11 protein-coding genes and 2 pseudogenes are annotated in these 16,310 nt (G+C 38.2%); 7 read left to right on the top strand and 6 right to left on the bottom strand.

What is annotated here, in order from left to right; translation table 11 throughout:
* Nucleotides 1–237: 237 nt before the first annotated feature.
* The gene (locus KZC02_RS20465) at nucleotides 238–591 is read right to left on the bottom strand and encodes a hypothetical protein (protein ID WP_221390396.1); all 354 of its coding nucleotides are present in this window, start codon (nucleotides 589–591) and stop codon (nucleotides 238–240) included.
* 495 nt (nucleotides 592–1,086) lie between these two features.
* Nucleotides 1,087–1,872 carry an AAA family ATPase gene (locus KZC02_RS20460; protein WP_221390395.1) on the bottom strand — a complete coding sequence of 262 codons (786 nt, stop codon included), beginning with the start codon at nucleotides 1,870–1,872 and terminating at the stop codon, nucleotides 1,087–1,089.
* Nucleotides 1,873–2,042: 170 nt separating this feature from the next.
* On the opposite strand from KZC02_RS20460, the pseudogene ileS reads away from it, so the two are divergent.
* The 3 genes and pseudogenes from ileS to KZC02_RS20445 all read left to right on the top strand — a co-directional run bounded on the left by ileS (nucleotide 2,043) and on the right by KZC02_RS20445 (nucleotide 7,082).
* Nucleotides 2,043–5,501 (top strand): annotated as a pseudogene (gene ileS / locus KZC02_RS20455) (isoleucine--tRNA ligase).
* A 143-nt stretch (nucleotides 5,502–5,644) separates the two neighbouring features.
* A pseudogene (locus tag KZC02_RS33380) lies at nucleotides 5,645–6,091 on the top strand (DUF6934 family protein).
* A gap of 211 nt (nucleotides 6,092–6,302) precedes the next feature.
* Entirely contained in the window at nucleotides 6,303–7,082 is a 780-nt protein-coding gene (locus tag KZC02_RS20445) for a 3-hydroxyacyl-CoA dehydrogenase (RefSeq protein ID WP_221390393.1), read from the top strand.
* 13 nt (nucleotides 7,083–7,095) lie between these two features.
* Here KZC02_RS20445 and KZC02_RS20440 read toward each other — a convergent pair whose 3' ends face one another.
* Nucleotides 7,096–7,845, bottom strand: coding sequence for a DeoR/GlpR family DNA-binding transcription regulator (locus KZC02_RS20440; RefSeq protein WP_229253695.1), 750 nt, complete (start codon nucleotides 7,843–7,845; stop codon nucleotides 7,096–7,098).
* A gap of 118 nt (nucleotides 7,846–7,963) precedes the next feature.
* Here KZC02_RS20440 and KZC02_RS20435 point away from each other — a divergent pair, with 118 nt between their 5' ends.
* Complete coding sequence (locus KZC02_RS20435; protein ID WP_221390392.1) at nucleotides 7,964–8,548, top strand: 5' nucleotidase, NT5C type; 585 nt, start codon at nucleotides 7,964–7,966, stop codon at nucleotides 8,546–8,548.
* Nucleotides 8,549–8,573: 25 nt separating this feature from the next.
* Here KZC02_RS20435 and KZC02_RS20430 read toward each other — a convergent pair whose 3' ends face one another.
* The 3 genes from KZC02_RS20430 to KZC02_RS20420 form a co-directional block, all read right to left on the bottom strand.
* Entirely contained in the window at nucleotides 8,574–11,015 is a 2,442-nt protein-coding gene (locus KZC02_RS20430) for a M12 family metallo-peptidase (protein WP_221390391.1), read from the bottom strand.
* A 229-nt stretch (nucleotides 11,016–11,244) separates the two neighbouring features.
* On the bottom strand, nucleotides 11,245–13,263 hold the full coding sequence (uvrB, locus tag KZC02_RS20425) for an excinuclease ABC subunit UvrB (RefSeq protein ID WP_221390390.1): 2,019 nt from the start codon (nucleotides 13,261–13,263) through the stop codon (nucleotides 11,245–11,247).
* A gap of 80 nt (nucleotides 13,264–13,343) precedes the next feature.
* Complete coding sequence (locus tag KZC02_RS20420) at nucleotides 13,344–14,198, bottom strand: cupin-like domain-containing protein (protein WP_221390389.1); 855 nt, start codon at nucleotides 14,196–14,198, stop codon at nucleotides 13,344–13,346.
* 309 nt (nucleotides 14,199–14,507) lie between these two features.
* Here KZC02_RS20420 and KZC02_RS20415 point away from each other — a divergent pair, with 309 nt between their 5' ends.
* The 3 genes from KZC02_RS20415 to KZC02_RS20405 all read left to right on the top strand — a co-directional run bounded on the left by KZC02_RS20415 (nucleotide 14,508) and on the right by KZC02_RS20405 (nucleotide 15,964).
* Complete coding sequence (locus tag KZC02_RS20415; protein WP_221390388.1) at nucleotides 14,508–15,074, top strand: DUF1003 domain-containing protein; 567 nt, start codon at nucleotides 14,508–14,510, stop codon at nucleotides 15,072–15,074.
* A gap of 21 nt (nucleotides 15,075–15,095) precedes the next feature.
* On the top strand, nucleotides 15,096–15,434 hold the full coding sequence (locus KZC02_RS20410; RefSeq protein ID WP_221390387.1) for a n-acetylglutamate synthase: 339 nt from the start codon (nucleotides 15,096–15,098) through the stop codon (nucleotides 15,432–15,434).
* Between the two features lie 77 nt (nucleotides 15,435–15,511).
* On the top strand, nucleotides 15,512–15,964 hold the full coding sequence (locus tag KZC02_RS20405) for a YceI family protein (RefSeq protein WP_229253694.1): 453 nt from the start codon (nucleotides 15,512–15,514) through the stop codon (nucleotides 15,962–15,964).
* Nucleotides 15,965–16,310 lie beyond the last annotated feature (346 nt).

The following is a 16,310-nucleotide window of genomic DNA, read 5'->3' as shown; positions in this document are numbered from 1 at the left end:
TAAACCCGCTGGTGAAAAGTGTTTCACTTATTCAAAATTATATTTGCAACTTACTTCCGCTATGATTTTTGTTGGAATTTGAATGATCGGGTTTGTGATTCCTACATGTGGATTTCTTGACACTACATTTATTTCTACTAATATTGGTCTGAATGCAGTCTTGGAGTTTAAAATTAATGTTGGGTAATTTATTTTAAAACTATTTCTATCTTGATAGCAAAATATCGTTGAAAGTACCTAGAATTTACGCTCATTGCCTTCAAGTAGTACAGCTCCCCATTCAATTAAAAAAGCTAGGCTTGCTTGATCCGTTGAAGCAAGTCTAACAGGAAAAACTTTCTTCCCGACGAAGCAAATAACAGCATTAAGATTATCGGGAAAATTGATACCATTTTCGCGGAAATGAGTTATAGTTTGAGACAATTGGGCTTTTGCCTTTTTTCTTTTCGCATTTCGATGCAACTTTTTGGAATCACTGATTTCTACAAATAAAAATTGACTATTATCAAAAATTGCACAATCGCAATGTGTTTTATCAGAATCAGTTAAGACACATTTGTCAATTGCCAAAAAGTGTACTTCCTTTTGCAAAGGGTTGGTTACTGTAAAATGCAATGGGTCTTCATCTTTATTCCTTATAAAACAACGTTTAGGCTCATTTAAATTATCATAAATATGAAAGATGATATCTGTTTTGGTTTCAAGACATCCACCAGTAATTATTTTGGGAAAAGAGTTTTCTAATTTTTTTTCATTTAGAAAGACGGTAAATTTCCATTAATTCATCAAATTCATCCCCAATATCCTCTGAAACACTATCTAATTTATTTTCAGCTATAAGACCCGTTTGAGAATTAACGATTGATTTGACGGTTCCATTATTTACAAAATAGGCTGCAAATTCATCAGGATTTAACCAGGATTCCTGGGGAATTATTTTAGCTATTTCTTCGATTTGTTCTGGATGTTTTTGGGCTGTCTTGAATGCAAAAAGAAGATTATTTAATGATGAAAGAACGTATGGACTGTGTGTAGTGATTAAGAGTTGATTATCCCTTTTTGCACAGCGTGCAACTAAATAGTTTACTAATTTTTTTGAGTTGGTGGATACAAATTTAATTCAGGCTCTTCAACTATAAAGTTTCGCCTATTTTCAGAAGAAATATGTTCAACAATAACTTGCATAGGAATTATAGCTTGATAACCACTAGCTGTTTCTGAAAGATTAAAATGTCCACCTTTTGAAATAACCAAATCTTCTCCGTTAGCAAATTCATAACTAACTCCTTCTAACAATGTTTTTAATGTAAATATCTTCTTTCTGGCTTGTTCAAATTCACTTCCAAAATACAATAGAGCCATAGGCAATGGAATTCTATTAAGTTGCATACTAAGAGCCGCTTCTCTAACAATTGGTAAAATCATCCTTTCAGACGGAATATATATAGATCTATAAATCAATTGTGAAATTTTACGATTTCTCTCTTCGTTTGTGATTTCATTATTGTTAAAAGCAATATTTATTTTATCAAGATCTGAATTCTGCACATTGAATTTACCAACTAAATCAATGCTGCTTTTTTTAGAATCACCATTTTTATTATTAAAAACTACTTCATATGGTGCATGATAATACTTGAAATAACTATTCTGCTTAAGATAATTATTCATTCCGTATTCGGAAAAATGAAGATTTAAATCGTAATCTTTTTGCAATCCATAATGCCAACTAATGTTTGTAGAGGTTGCCACCAACTTCGCCAACGTGCTTTTACCACTACCTTGTGGTCCGATCAAAACAGTCGTTTTCTTGATATCCAGCTCAGCGTTTTTGATGGGACCAAAATCCCTTACTATCAGTTTATCTGCCATTTTAGTCTCGTATTTTCACAATATTACATAATCTACCCTTCAATCGCTGTAATCATCTCCTCCCTTTCAGCGAAAAAATCCGTAATTTTGCGGTCTTAAAAATTTAAAGAGCACGAATTTTGTTGTAGTCCAAAGGCTAATTGCTCAATGCTGTCAGCCAAAAGCCAAATATGAAATATAACGAGTATAAAAACCTGAGCTATCCGGGCGTAGCAGACGATGTTCTGAAATTCTGGAAAGAGAATAAAATATTTGAAGCTTCCGTAGAAACGCGTGAAGGATCGCCCTCTTTTACATTTTATGAAGGACCGCCATCGGCCAATGGAACGCCTGGTATCCACCACGTGATGGCGCGCTCGATTAAGGATATTTTTTGCCGGTATAAAACTTTACAGGGCTTTCAGGTTAAACGGAAAGGCGGCTGGGATACGCATGGTCTGCCGGTTGAATTGCAGGTCGAAAAAGAACTTGGCATTACAAAAGATGATATTGGAAAAACCATTTCAATAGCTGATTACAACGAAAAGTGCCGCCAGACAGTGATGAAATTCACTGACCAGTGGAATGACGTGACTGAAAAAATGGGTTATTGGGTAGATCTTGACGATCCATACATTACCTATAAAAATGAATATATCGAAAGCCTTTGGAGCCTGCTTAAAAAGCTGTATGACAAAGGTTTATTATATAAAGGTTATACAATACAACCCTATTCGCCTGCTGCCGGAACCGGACTTTCGTCGCATGAACTGAATATGCCGGGCACGTATAAAGATGTGAAGGATACGACAATTGTGGCAATGTTTAGGGTAAAGGCGCCTGAGACCTTCCAGGTTTTTAAGACCGGGACTCGTAGTCTGGAAGGTCTAAACAGCATAGATATCCGGATTCTTGCCTGGACAACAACACCCTGGACTTTGCCTGCAAATACGGCCCTGACCGTTGGAGCTAATATCAATTACGTATTGGTAAAAACTTTTAATCCTTACACTTATGCACCGGTTCAGGTTGTATTGGCAAAGGATTTAGTTGGCAAATATTTTTCAGAAAAATACCAGGATGGTGATTTCAGAAGGTTTTGAGGCAAGCGACAAGAAACATTTACCCTGGTCTATTGTTTCAGAGTTCAAAGGTAAAGATCTGGAAGGCGTTGAATATGAGCAATTGATGCCTTATGTTCAGCCCGATACGCCTGCATTCAGAGTGATTATTGGCGACTTTGTAACGACTGAAGACGGTACGGGTGTTGTGCATACCTCTCCAACATTTGGTGCGGACGATTTCCGGGTAGCCCAAGCCAATGGAATTCCTTCAATCATGGTGAAAGATGAAACGGGTAAAGAAGTACCGATTGTAGATCGCCGTGGCCGTTTTGTAAAAGAAATTACAGATTATGCTGGCCGCTTTGTAAAGCCTGAATATTATTCAGAAGAAGAGCAAAATGATCCTGAATTTCGTGCAACGGATGTATTGATTGCCATCAGATTAAAGGAAGAAGGCAAAGCATTCAAGGTTGAAAAATATGAACACCCGTACCCGCATTGCTGGCGTACCGATAAACCTGTGCTTTATTATCCTCTGGACAGCTGGTTTATCAAAACGACTGCATTAAAAGACAGGTTGGTTGAATTAAATAAAACGATCAACTGGAAACCAGAAAGTACAGGAACCGGCCGCTTTGGAAACTGGCTTGAAAATCTGGTTGACTGGAACCTTTCCCGGTCACGTTACTGGGGAACGCCATTACCAATCTGGCGTAGCGAGCATGGTGAGGAAGTATGTGTTGGATCCATTGAACAATTGAAAGACCTTTTGGAAGAAGCCATCCTGTCCGAGCATCTTTCGAGAGAACAAGCTGCACACAATTCGGAATATCTGCTGAAACTTCAGCATGGTGATTTTGATCTTCACCGTCCTTATGTAGATACGATTGTATTGGTTTCAGCCAAGGAAACCTGATGCACCGCGAACCGGATCTGATAGATGTATGGTTTGATTCCGGTGCGATGCCATATGCACAATGGCATTATCCTTTTGAAAATCAGGAGACTTTTAACCAAAGTTATCCTGCTGATTTTATATCTGAAGGTGTCGATCAGACGCGCGGCTGGTTTTTTACCTTACACGCTATTTCTGTTTTATTGTTTGATTCCATTGCCTTCAAAAATGTTGTTTCCACCGGTTTGGTATTGGACAAAAATGGCAATAAGATGTCCAAGCGTTTGGGCAATGCAGTGGATCCTTTTGAAACATTAGGCAAATATGGCCCGGATGCAACGCGCTGGTACATGATTACCAATGCAGAACCATGGGATAACCTGAAATTTAATCTGGATGGAATTGTAGAAGTACAGCGTAAATTTTTCGGAACGCTGGTCAACACCTACAATTTCTTTGCACTTTATGCAAACCTGGATGGGTACGAGTATCATGAGAGTAAGACAGTTGCGGTTGAAAAACGCACTGAACTGGATCGCTGGATTTTATCTAAACTGAATACGCTGATCAAAGAAGTTGGTGAGCAATTTGATGACTATAATCCGACAAAAGCCGGACGTTTGATTCAGGATTTCGTAACGGATCAGCTTTCAAACTGGTATATCCGCCTAAATCGCCGCCGTTTCTGGAATCCTTCACAGGAAAAAGATGCCGGCCAATTAACGGAAGACAAACAAGCTGCTTACGAAACCTTACAGCATTGCCTGGTTACAGTTTCTCAGTTAATGTCACCCATTGCACCGTTTTTTGGAGAATGGTTATATAAAAACCTGACCGATGGTGATCGTGAAGCATCGAAAGCTAATGAAACAGATTACAAATATGATTCTGTTCACTTAACATTCTGGCCAAAAATCGAAAGCAGCGCCGTTGATCTGGATCTGGAAGAATCTATGGAACTGGCACAATCTATCAGTTCATTGGTGCATTCAATACGTAAAAAACACAAGATCAAAGTTCGTCAGCCTCTATCAAAAGTTTTGATTCCTGCTTTAAGCGAAAAAACTGACCGTCAGGTTAATCAGGTTTCAGCTATAATTTTATCAGAAGTGAATGTGAAAGAAGTTCACGCGATTAATGATAACACCGGATTCTTCCATAAAAAAGCAAAACCAAATTTTAAACTTTTGGGTAAAAAGTTTGGTAAAGAAATGCAAAAAGTGGGTGAGCTGATCAAACTTTGGGATAACAAAGAAATTGATGAATTAGAAAAGAACGGCACCTATTCACTTGTTGATACAGAATCTAAAACGCTCGGAGAGATCCTGCCTGAAGAAGTGGAAATCTATACCGAAGATGTTCCGGGATGGTTGGTGGCCAGTGAAAACGGACTTACCGTAGCACTTGATATTACTGTTACAGATGAACTTCGACTGGAAGGAATCGCACGTGACTTTGTAAACCGTGTTCAGAACTTGCGTAAAGACAGTGGTTTTGAAGTAACGGACAAAATAAAAATTACCCTGCAGAATAATGATGAATTGCTGGCAAACGCTGTGACTGCCAACAAAGAATACATTTGTCAGGAAGTTCAGGCACTAGATCTAAGCCTGGTTGGCGACTTAAACGGGACTGCCAGTGAGATTGAAATGGATGAGTTTTTATTAAAAGTGAAGATTGAGGTGGTATAGGAAGGGTACACAGAGATAAATGAGAAAACAAGAGAGCCACAGAGATAAATATATCTCTTGGCTCTTTTTATGCATTGGGGCTGAGTGACTTAAACTATTCTGAAAGTCCTATTGAAAATGACTAACGTGGTTAAGAATATTTTATGGATCACGAACCGTATATATTTCAATCTGATGAAGAGTATACCAGCTTCCATATCCAAAGTGTAGGGAAGCGAGGTATTTTCGATAAGCTTATTTTAATAAGGCCACTATTGGAAGAAAATTACAATCTGGCTTTAATGGATTATGATTTAAATACTCACGAATACAGTGATGTATTTGTTATTGATAATGGTGACATGCTGGAAGTATTAGCTACTATAATGTAAGTAATTTTACCTTTTTTTGATAAATATCCTGAAAGAAAGGTCAAATTCCAGGGAAGTACCGAATCACGCACGCGGCTTTATCAAATTGCAATAAATAAAATTTATCCTGAATTTAAAACGAATCTAACAATCTATCTTTGGACAAATAGTGAATGGATTCCTTTTGCACCAAACATATCCTTTGAAAGTTTTTTAATTGGTAAAAGAACAATAACTTAGAGATTATTAACCCATTTTGATATGGAGACATTAGAAAAAAAATAGTTAATCCAAAGTCAAAATCCGGAGAGGTTAGTATTGACAAATCTTTAAATAATTTCCGAACTCCTCCGGCAGCTTTGAAAAAAATAGAGGAGGCTCGTAAATTTTTAGAAAAACATCCTATTCCGAAAAACCTGAAATGGTAACCAAAAGGAATTAGCCTCACGCTATGCAACTAAAAAATTCCACGGCCCTTATTACCGGAGGCGCATCCGGCTTAGGTGAAGCGACTGCAAGATACTTTGCTGCCAATGGATCAAACGTAATTATTCTTGACCTCAACGAAACTGCCGGAAAGGCGCTGGAACAAGAATTCTCTTCAAAAATTAAATTCATAAAAACCGACGTTTCCAGTGAAAACGATGTGCATGATGCAATCAATCTGGCATTGGAAACATTTGGTACTATTCAAATTGTCGTGAATTGTGCCGGTATTGCTCCCGTTCGCAAAACTGTTGGAAAATCAGAAGGTATTTATGGCCCACATTCGCTGGATCTTTTCGAAAAAACAATTAAAGTAAACCTGATAGGTACATTTAATGTAATCCGGTTAGCTGCTTTTGCCATGGAAAAGAATGAACCGAATGATGATGGCGAACGGGGAGTTATCATCAATACAGCCTCAGTTGCAGCGTATGACGGGCAAATGGGACAGGTTGCTTATGCAGCAAGCAAAGGAGGTATTGTAAGCATGACGTTACCTGTTGCACGCGATCTGGCAAAATCCGGAATTCGCGTAATGGCTATTGCACCCGGATTGTTTGAAACACCTTTAATGATGGGATTGCCCGAAGAAGCCCGAATTTCCCTTGGACAGCAAATCCCGTTTCCATCCCGCCTCGGAAAACCATACGAGTATGCCTGGCTTGCCAGATCTATTGTTGAAAACCCTATGCTAAACGGCGAGGTAATCCGGCTGGACGGAGCAATCCGAATGGGGCCAAAATAAGTAAAAGCAATTGTTATACCATTTTGATTCCCATCTTTTTATACACTTCAAACTCAGGAAAATCGTTGGATTGATCTGTAATGATGGCTGTTAACTGGCCGGTTGGACAAACATAATACGCTTCTGCTGTTTCCAGTTTTTCAATCGTAGCGAGTGCAATAATTTCTCTGGAAGATTCGATCATTGTTTTTTTCACTTCGCTTTCTTCATAGTCTGGCCCTGTAACTCCCAGTTCAGGATGGATACTGCAAATTCCCAGAAAACAAATGTCTGCCCTGAATTTCTTAAAAAACCGTATGGTTTCATTTCCAATTGTAACAAATGAATTTTTAAGAAGCCTTCCACCTGCAAACAGTACTTCTACATTTTCATGTACTTCCAGGATATTCGCAATCGGAAAACTGTTAGTTACCACTGTAAGCCGGATATCCTTTGGCAATGCCTGTGCAATAAGCATGGCTGATGTGCCGCCATCAAAAATCACAACCTGTCCGTCTCTTAAAAAATCCAGTGCCTTTTTGGCAATGATTTCTTTTTGCTCATTGCCATATTCAATTCTGTCATGAAAACGATGCGGCCCCGGTGAATGAGGTACTGCTCCTCCCCTTACTGATTTTAAAAGCCCCTGATCTGCAAGCTCCTTAATATCACGCCGAACCGTATCTTCCGAAACCTTTAAAATCTGGCTTAAATCTGCAAGATGTACTTTCTGATCCTGGTTCAGCTGAGATAATATAACCTGAAATCTTTCTTCTTTTAGCATAATTTGTTTCAATATTACGCAAATTTAAGAAATATTTTATTACATATTTGCTATATATTGCAATATTAATGTAAATTTGTTGCAACATATAGCAAATATTAAAAAACAACTTTTGGAAATGAGGAAGACAATCGCAATCGATATGGACAATGTTATTGTAGACATTGAAACAAACTGGATTAATTTATATGAAAAAGAATTTGGTATAAAAGTTGAAAAGGCGGATTTATTGGGCAAACCCGAAGACGAAGCATTTCCCGATCCGGCAGCTGCCAGAAGTTTGTTATACAAACCTGGTTTTTTCCGTCATGCACCCATTGTGCCCGGAGCACAGGAAGCGTTACTTGAATTACAAAATGATTTCGAGGTATACATCGTTTCAGCAGCCATGGAATTTCCGAATTCGTTGCCAGAAAAATATGACTGGCTTAACGAGCATTTTCCATTTATCTCCTGGAAAAATATTATATTTTGTGGAGACAAAAGTGTAATTGATACTGATTTTCTTATTGATGACCACCTAAAAAATCTGGATTTTTGCAAAGGAATGCCCATACTTTTTACCGCCGGGCATAATATAAATGTAACAAGGCACACAAGGGTAAATAATTGGCAAGAAGCCCTGAAATTGTTGAAAGATTCAATTAAATCTGATAAAAATTTATTGAATGAATTGTTAAACGGGACTGCCAAAACTATCTGACAACCCCATTTATTATAAACTGCTTTTATTTTAATATTTTTTGAACAATAACTGGCTGGTTATCTGTCTGTATACTCAGGAATAACAATCCTGAATTTAAATTTGTCATTTCATCCCTAATCTGGTTGGTTCCCTTAAAAAGTATTTTTTTCCAGTTTTTTACACGACTCCCCATCATGTTGTACAATGTAATATTTACAGGCCGGTCAATGTCTGATACTAATTCATAAGTTATATTTTCACCGATCAATGTCTGGCAGTTTTGTAAAGTCAGTCCTGATTTGACATCAGGATTTTTGATATATATGATCTTACTAAAACTGACTTTTCCATCCAGTTCTTCCATCCTGAGCTTATAATAATATCCTCCTGTATAATTAGATATTGCATCATCCTTCCATTGATAGTTAAATTGGTTTTTACCTGTATTATTGGACCAAACTGTACCAACATCAGAAAATCCGGATCCATTTTCGCTTTTTTCCAAAGTATAGGACCGCATCTCTGTTTCATTCACCGTTTTCCATTCAAGCAAATTATAATTATTTACTTTTTTACCAGAAAATGATATCAGGTCAACAGGTAACGATATATTACTGTCATGAAAAACAACACCATAATCTTCAACCTGGCCATCAACCGTATTGTAGCAGGCACTGTTGGGATTAGATGTATCTGTAATAACTCTCAGTCTCAATATTTTATTTTTAGTAACGCTTGAAGGTGTCGAAAATCTTAGCCAGGGCCTGCTGATAGGATCATAAGTCAGGTATCCTGCCCACGAAGCATCAGAATTAACAATCAGTTCGTTCGACTCATTAAAAAGACCGTCATTATCATAGTCTATATATACTTTAATGCGCTCATATAAAGTGGGTGTCACGTCTCTGTCATAATTCCCAATACTGGCAATTACATCATAAGAAGTATTTGTTTGTAAATCAGTAATTTGTGTACACGATCTGTTAACATATTTATCCCCGTCCGAAACTGCATTTCCGGACGACATACTAATAGAATTCAGAGAAAAATATTTAATACCAGCATTTCCCGGCGTGCCACTTGGCAACGGGCAGGAAAATGTATTCAAAACCGGATTGTTTACTATCACATAGTTATCTGAAAACAAATTTGCGGTTCCGTTACCAGAGAGATTCACATCATATGTTCCTTCATTTGAATAGGTAATTGCTGGCTGTGCCTCAGTAGAAGTCGAAGGACTACCTGATTGAAAAATCCAGGCTCGGTTGGAACCGTTAATCGTTTTGTCTTTAAATTTTACAGTTCCTCCTACGCAAACGGCAGAAGGTATAGCTAAAAAAACAGGATTCACCGTTCCATCGCAATCACTTAAACAGGTTCTGGAAGTAATGTGATTGCTTATATCAGTTTCTGAATTTGATGACCAGGTACTTGTCATGTTAACAGATGGAGCCATAATAGTTGGTGAACCGGGCGGGTCATGACTTGCATTAAAATTGTGGCCAATTTCATGTGCAGTCATTACGGAAACAGACGAAATGTTGGATGAAAAATCCTGAAGAACATGGTATTTATAACTACTGCAAACCGTTCCAAGATAAGCCAGCCCGACGGTTGTTCCATCAAAATCACGGTTAGTCCAGAATTGCCCGATATCGAAAGTAGTTCCAAAGTTTCTTGTCTGACCCCATGCTGTAAACGCAGATAATACAATACCGGGAGAAGTAGAAGTTGTATTTGGGAACAAAGGGTCATTGGTGTAACCCTCACTTCCATACTGGGTAACTATACTAAACTCGATATTATCCGTGAACTCGTGCCTGTATAGTACTGCCACATTATTCATCACAGCAATATTGTGGTTAAATACTGCCCTTGAACTTCCGAATTTTGTAAACATACTGGCATCCGAAGCTATTGCCAGTTCTACTACTTTACAAGAATTAGCAAATGTTCTCATCCCGGTATCAGGCAAACGGAATTCATTTGCCTTATTTCTATCATCCTCAACGCCGCAACGAAATAGCTGGCTATCAATTACATCTATTGTGTTGTATAACAACAGTATTTCCTGATCTGTTTCACCATTAATGTGTTGAGCCTGTTCAATATACCAGGTTTGTGCACCTTCGGTGATAACTGCAGTAAAAAAACCATGATCAACGGTGAGAGAAATTTTTCCCTGTCCGCCTTTTAATACACCAGAAAATGTCTTTATCGTGGGATTAATTCTTTTGCGCAAACCATTGTTCGAAGCCACCGTTTCAAAATACTTTGAAGAAAGTAAAGTATTTTCCGTAACATCAAAAGTCCATCTTAACTGATCAGAGAATGCCAGTTCCACCTGCCCGTCCAGCTCATGTTTCAGTTTGGAAAAAACACTTTCCAGATCGGTTTTGATCAATTGGTAATTTTTAAATTTCACATGAAGATCTGCTCCGTTCGTAATTTTGGGAACGCTGAAATTGATTCTTTTTTGAGCCATTGTCACAAAAGACAAAAACAACAAAAATCCCAGTAAGCAAATTTCTTTCATATGGAAAGTAACAAAATTTATTATAACAAAATCATGTACATCTAGTGATAGCATACATGAATCATAGACACCAAAGTTTATAAAATTAGTTTGATACTGTAATTAAAAAAATAATAAGCTGGCCTTACCAATGGTAAAGCCAGCTTATTTGATCTTATATCGTAAAAACAGCCTGTTTTTAAACCTTTTCTTTTATTCTTTCCTTCAATTGTAATAACTCATCACGTAATCTGGCTGCTTCCAGGAAGTCAAGATTTTTCGCTGCGGCTTCCATTTTTCTTTGGGTTTCCGCTAGCAATTTCTGAAGGTCATTTTTACCCATATACTGCACAACAGGATCTGCTGCAATACGTATTTCGCTTGGTTCCACATATACTTTCCGAACCTTGGAATCCGCCACCGAAGTCTGTGTCATAATGGCTTCCTTAGATTTCAGGATTGTAGTCGGCGTTATTCCGTTGACGCGGTTATATTCTAGCTGAATACTCCTGCGTCGGTTTGTTTCTTCGATAGCCTGTTGCATCGAACCTGTCATCACATCCGCATACATGAGTACTTTCCCCCGGTCGTTTCGGGCAGCACGCCCGATGGTTTGTATCATAGAACGGACATCGCGCAGAAATCCTTCCTTGTCAGCATCCATGATGGCAACCAAAGAAACTTCGGGTAAATCCAGTCCTTCACGCAACAGATTGACACCAACCAAAACATCAAAAATGCCCAATCTTAATTCCCTTAAAATTTCAACGCGATCCAGAGACTTTACTTCCGAGTGAATGTAGCGGCATTTAATACCAACTTTATCCAGGTATTTGCTCAGCTCTTCAGCCATTCTCTTAGTCAATGTCGTAATCAATACACGATCTCCCTGTTTAATACGGATCGTTATTTCATCCAGTAAATCATCAATCTGGTTTAAACTTGGGCGTACTTCAATTTCAGGATCCAACAAACCAGTCGGGCGGATAATCTGCTGAACTACAACACCTTCTGAACGGCGCAATTCATAATCGGCTGGCGTGGCGCTTACAAAAATAGTTTGTGGTGTCATATCCTCAAATTCCTGAAATGTAAGCGGACGGTTATCCATAGCCGATGGCAAACGGAAACCATATTCTACCAGAGATTCCTTACGCGAACGGTCACCTCCCCACATGGCTCTTATCTGCGGCATAGTTGCATGGCTTTCATCTACAACCATCAAAAAATCTTCGGGAAAATAATCGAGCAAACAGAAAGGCCTCTGACCGGGTAAACGCCGGTCAAAATAGCGCGAATAGTTTTCAATGCCGGAACAGTAACCCAGTTCCCGCATCATTTCCATATCGAACTCAGTCCGTTCCTTCACACGTTCAGCTTCTGCAAGCCGGCCTTCGCTTACGAAATATTTGATCTGTTGTGTCAGATCATCCTGTATTTCTTTAATAGATTGTGTTAAAACATCACGCCCTGTTACAAACAAATTTGCAGGAAAAATTGCTACTGCGCGGTCAGTTGATATTTTTTTCCCAGAGTCAGGTTCAATGCGCTGTATTTCTTCAATTTCGTCCCCAAAGAAAATCACACGGTAGGCAAAATCGGCGTAGCCCGGAAAAATATCAACTGTATCTCCTTTTACACGAAAAGTACCACGTGAGAATTCGACTTCGGTCCTGCTGTACAGAATTTCAACCAGCCGGAATAAAAACTGATTCCTGCTGACCACATCGCCAACTTTAACGCTGACAATGCTTTTCTTGTATTCATTAGGATTACCGGCACCATAAATACAGGAAACCGAAGCGACAACTATCACATCACGGCGTCCGCTCATAAGAGAAGAAACCGTATGCAACCGAAGTTTATCAATTTCCTCATTGATCTTCAGATCCTTTTCTATGTACGTATTGCTGCTTGAAATAAATGCTTCCGGCTGATAATAATCGTAGTAACTGATAAAATATTCAACCGCATTTTTAGGAAAGAATTGCTTGAACTCACCATAAAGCTGAGCTGCCAGAGTTTTGTTATGGCTTAATACCAGAGTAGGCCGGTTAATTTCAGCTACCACATTGGCAACTGTAAAAGTCTTTCCTGAGCCGGTTACTCCCAGTAAAGTCTGGGCTGGTTCACCTGCTGCAATTCCCTGTAAAAGTTGTCTTATTGCTTCGGGCTGATCTCCCGTAGGTTTGTATTCAGAAGTAAGTTCAAAATCCATAACAAAGCTTAAAGTGCATACAAAAAACAACGCATATCAAAGATAAAATAGTTTCCCCGATATGCGTCTTTCTGTACCTTTTAAGCTTCTTCGTTAATTAATAATTGGGCTTTCTCAACTGCTTTTTTCTCCTTCCAGTGCTGCCATCCGATGCCCAGAAGTGATGTCATTCCTTTGTCCACAAAAGTATGGCGTACAATATTCATTCCGCCGCGAACAGCTGTAAATACCGAGTTATTTGCTCTTAAAGCCAGGCTGAAACCGCCATCGATGTAACGGATATAATGCCACCAGAGTGATGGAATAAAAATAGTTTCTCCATGTAATAAAGTGGTTTCATGGCCCACTGCTCCTTTCATGGCAGGAAAACGCTCATAATCGGGGTTCAATGGATCTACCTTGCTCATCACCGTATACGGATGCTGATATAGCCTTGTACTTTCCTCAGGAGAAAACAAGATTACTTGTTTACGGGTATGGAATTGGGTCAAAAATACATTTGAACAATCCATATCATAATGCAGATTGGTAATGGAACCCTGGCCACCGAAAAATACAAATTTGTAAGATTTTAAAAATCCGTCCATGATAGTCGGAAAATTAACATCGGCTGTCAGCGAAGGTGCTTTTTTAAAAATATCAAACAAAAAAAGCCTTAAATCGGTTGGCCCTGCTTCAATTAAACTTAGATAGTCGCCAAATTTCATCGTTTTGGCCACCTGAAAATATTTATCAGCATCGTGCATATGGTTGTCAACCAGAGGCACATCTATTTGTCCGTGATTTTCTCTTAGCCATTCAAAAGTCCATTTTTTCATTGCCGGCCAATCCTTTGCCAGATCGGTGAAAACAACGGGACGACTAGGCTTTAAATAATTTTCAATGAATTCTTCGCGGGTAAGTCCGCTACGCTTCTCTATGGGCACTAGTTTCATAACAGGAACTGAGGATAATTATAAGCTACTGAATAAAATATTATTAAAGTATACCGGTGTGTTAAACCACAACTATTACTTCCGTTCTGGTTGTGTTGCATAACGTTAGCCACGAGTACATTAGTTCTGAAATAATGTTAATTCTGATTTACACTTCAAATTTATTAAAGAGTATTGACAAACAAGAGAAATTTTTAAAGTAGAGCCCATTTCTCTGTCAAAATTATAGATTAAGTATTTTAGTGCTTTCCAGATTAAGGTATACGTAAATAGCCGCGCAAATTTGTAATTTCACAACAAAAAATACTTATGGACATTGATCAGCAGGAAATTAATGATATCCTGAATGTACAGGATGCACAAATAAAAAAACTTCATGAAATCGTCTTGCAATCCATCAAAGAAGAAGATATTCTGGTGAGTAACCTGCTGCATCCTCCTGCCGAAAAAGTAACTCCCGGACAAAAAGTGTCGGATAAAGTTGCAAAATTTGGCGGAAGCTGGACCTTCATCATTACTTTTCTGGTAATACTAATTGTATGGATCATTTACAATTCTACGCTTCCCCAGGCTCAGCGTTTTGATCCATATCCATTTATATTAATGAATCTTATTTTGTCGTGTGTGGCAGCATTACAGGCTCCGATCATTATGATGAGCCAGAACCGGACGGAGGAAAAAGACAGAATGCGGGCCGAAAACGATTATATGGTTAATTTAAAAGCTGAACTCGAAGTCCGCAGCCTGCATCAGAAAGTTGATCTTTTGCTGGAAGAACAAATCAAAACCCTGTTTGAAATCCAGGCGAAACAAGTTGAAATGTTAAAAAAACTGGGAGCAAGTCTTGACGACCTCTGTTCCAGAAAATCAGTTTAATTTCAGATTTACAATGATGATATGATTAACTACAATAATATAATTTTCAATCCGATCTCTAATTCTGAAAATGGCGAGGTGGATCTGAGTATGCAATTTGTCTACAAACAATCCGGAAATATAGTGACTTGTACTTATTCCGGAGGACGAATCCGGTCAGGACAATTGATCGCACTTGTTGACGATAAAGGCTGCCTGGATATGCGTTATCACCAAATAAACATCCAAGGAGAAATTATGACAGGAATATGCCGGTCTACTCCTGAAATTTTATATAATGGAAAAATACGCCTGCATGAAAAATGGAAGTGGACTGCCGGCGATTTTTCAGAAGGTGAATCGGTTCTGGAAGAACAATAAAAATCGTCAGGCAACCTTTATCTGACATCCATCGTAGTTCTGATTAATCAATAAATTATACATATCAATAAACCGCGATGAACATTCTTGCTAAAATACTGCTCCTTCTCACTTTCGTTTTAACAACGGAAAAAAGTTATTCCCAAACCTCAAAAATTGTGTCCGGTTCTACGGATTTTAGTGTAAAATTCATATTCGGAACCTGCCACGGCACATTTGACGCGCCAAAAGGAAGTGCAATATTTAATGAGAAAAATCCCGGGAGTAGCTCTTTCGATCTGACAATTGCGGCTAATACATTTAAAACCGGCAATAATACACGGGATAAAGACATGAAAAGTGAGAAGTATTTCTATGTATCAAAATATCCTGAAATTCATTTTAAATCGACCAAAGTTGAGAAGAAAGGTGATAAATTTCAGGCAACGGGTTCAATGACAATCAGAGATGTTTCTAAAACGGTAACCCTGCCTTTTGAAGCTAAAAAAATGCTGACGGGAGTTATGCACTATCAAGTTCATTTGAAATAAACCGGCTGGATTATAAATTGGGTGAAAAAGATTTCAAACTAAAAGATGTTGTAACGGTTGATTTGAAAGCTGTAATAAAATAAATACCGCTTATTGTCTCTGAATTATTCAGCATAGAGACTACTAATAAAATGAATAACCTATGCTGAATCCTTCTTGATTTATCTCCTCAGGTACAATTCAATTTGTACCTATCTCCTTTTATTAGCCTTTCCAATCTCTGTCTGTACTTCTGAAATAAGGTAAGCATTCCTGCCTGTTTCAAATATTTATTTAATTAATGTTTGTATTTAGTCTAAATAAGATTTTCTTTGCAAAATATAATTGGTCTAAATTGACATAACCT

This window comes from Dyadobacter sp. NIV53 (genome assembly GCF_019711195.1).
GTDB lineage: Bacteria > Bacteroidota > Bacteroidia > Cytophagales > Spirosomataceae > Dyadobacter.
Note: the sequence above shows the minus strand (reverse complement) of the source record. Positions and strands in the feature narration are given on the sequence as shown.

Bases quoted from the DNA above. Each gene is read 5' to 3' on its own strand.
- KZC02_RS20420 (WP_221390389.1), bottom strand. From the start codon at position 14,198: ATGAAACTAGTGCCCATAGAGAAGCGTAGCGGACTTACCCGCGAAGAA.
- KZC02_RS20430 (WP_221390391.1), bottom strand. From the start codon at position 11,015: ATGGCTCAAAAAAGAATCAATTTCAGCGTTCCCAAAATTACGAACGGA.
- KZC02_RS20405 (WP_229253694.1), top strand. From the start codon at position 15,512: ATGAACATTCTTGCTAAAATACTGCTCCTTCTCACTTTCGTTTTAACA.
- KZC02_RS20410 (WP_221390387.1), top strand. From the start codon at position 15,096: ATGATTAACTACAATAATATAATTTTCAATCCGATCTCTAATTCTGAA.
- uvrB (WP_221390390.1), bottom strand. From the start codon at position 13,263: ATGGATTTTGAACTTACTTCTGAATACAAACCTACGGGAGATCAGCCC.
- KZC02_RS20435 (WP_221390392.1), top strand. From the start codon at position 7,964: ATGAGGAAGACAATCGCAATCGATATGGACAATGTTATTGTAGACATT.
- KZC02_RS20415 (WP_221390388.1), top strand. From the start codon at position 14,508: ATGGACATTGATCAGCAGGAAATTAATGATATCCTGAATGTACAGGAT.
- KZC02_RS20460 (WP_221390395.1), bottom strand. From the start codon at position 1,872: ATGGCAGATAAACTGATAGTAAGGGATTTTGGTCCCATCAAAAACGCT.
- KZC02_RS20445 (WP_221390393.1), top strand. From the start codon at position 6,303: ATGCAACTAAAAAATTCCACGGCCCTTATTACCGGAGGCGCATCCGGC.
- KZC02_RS20440 (WP_229253695.1), bottom strand. From the start codon at position 7,845: ATGCTAAAAGAAGAAAGATTTCAGGTTATATTATCTCAGCTGAACCAG.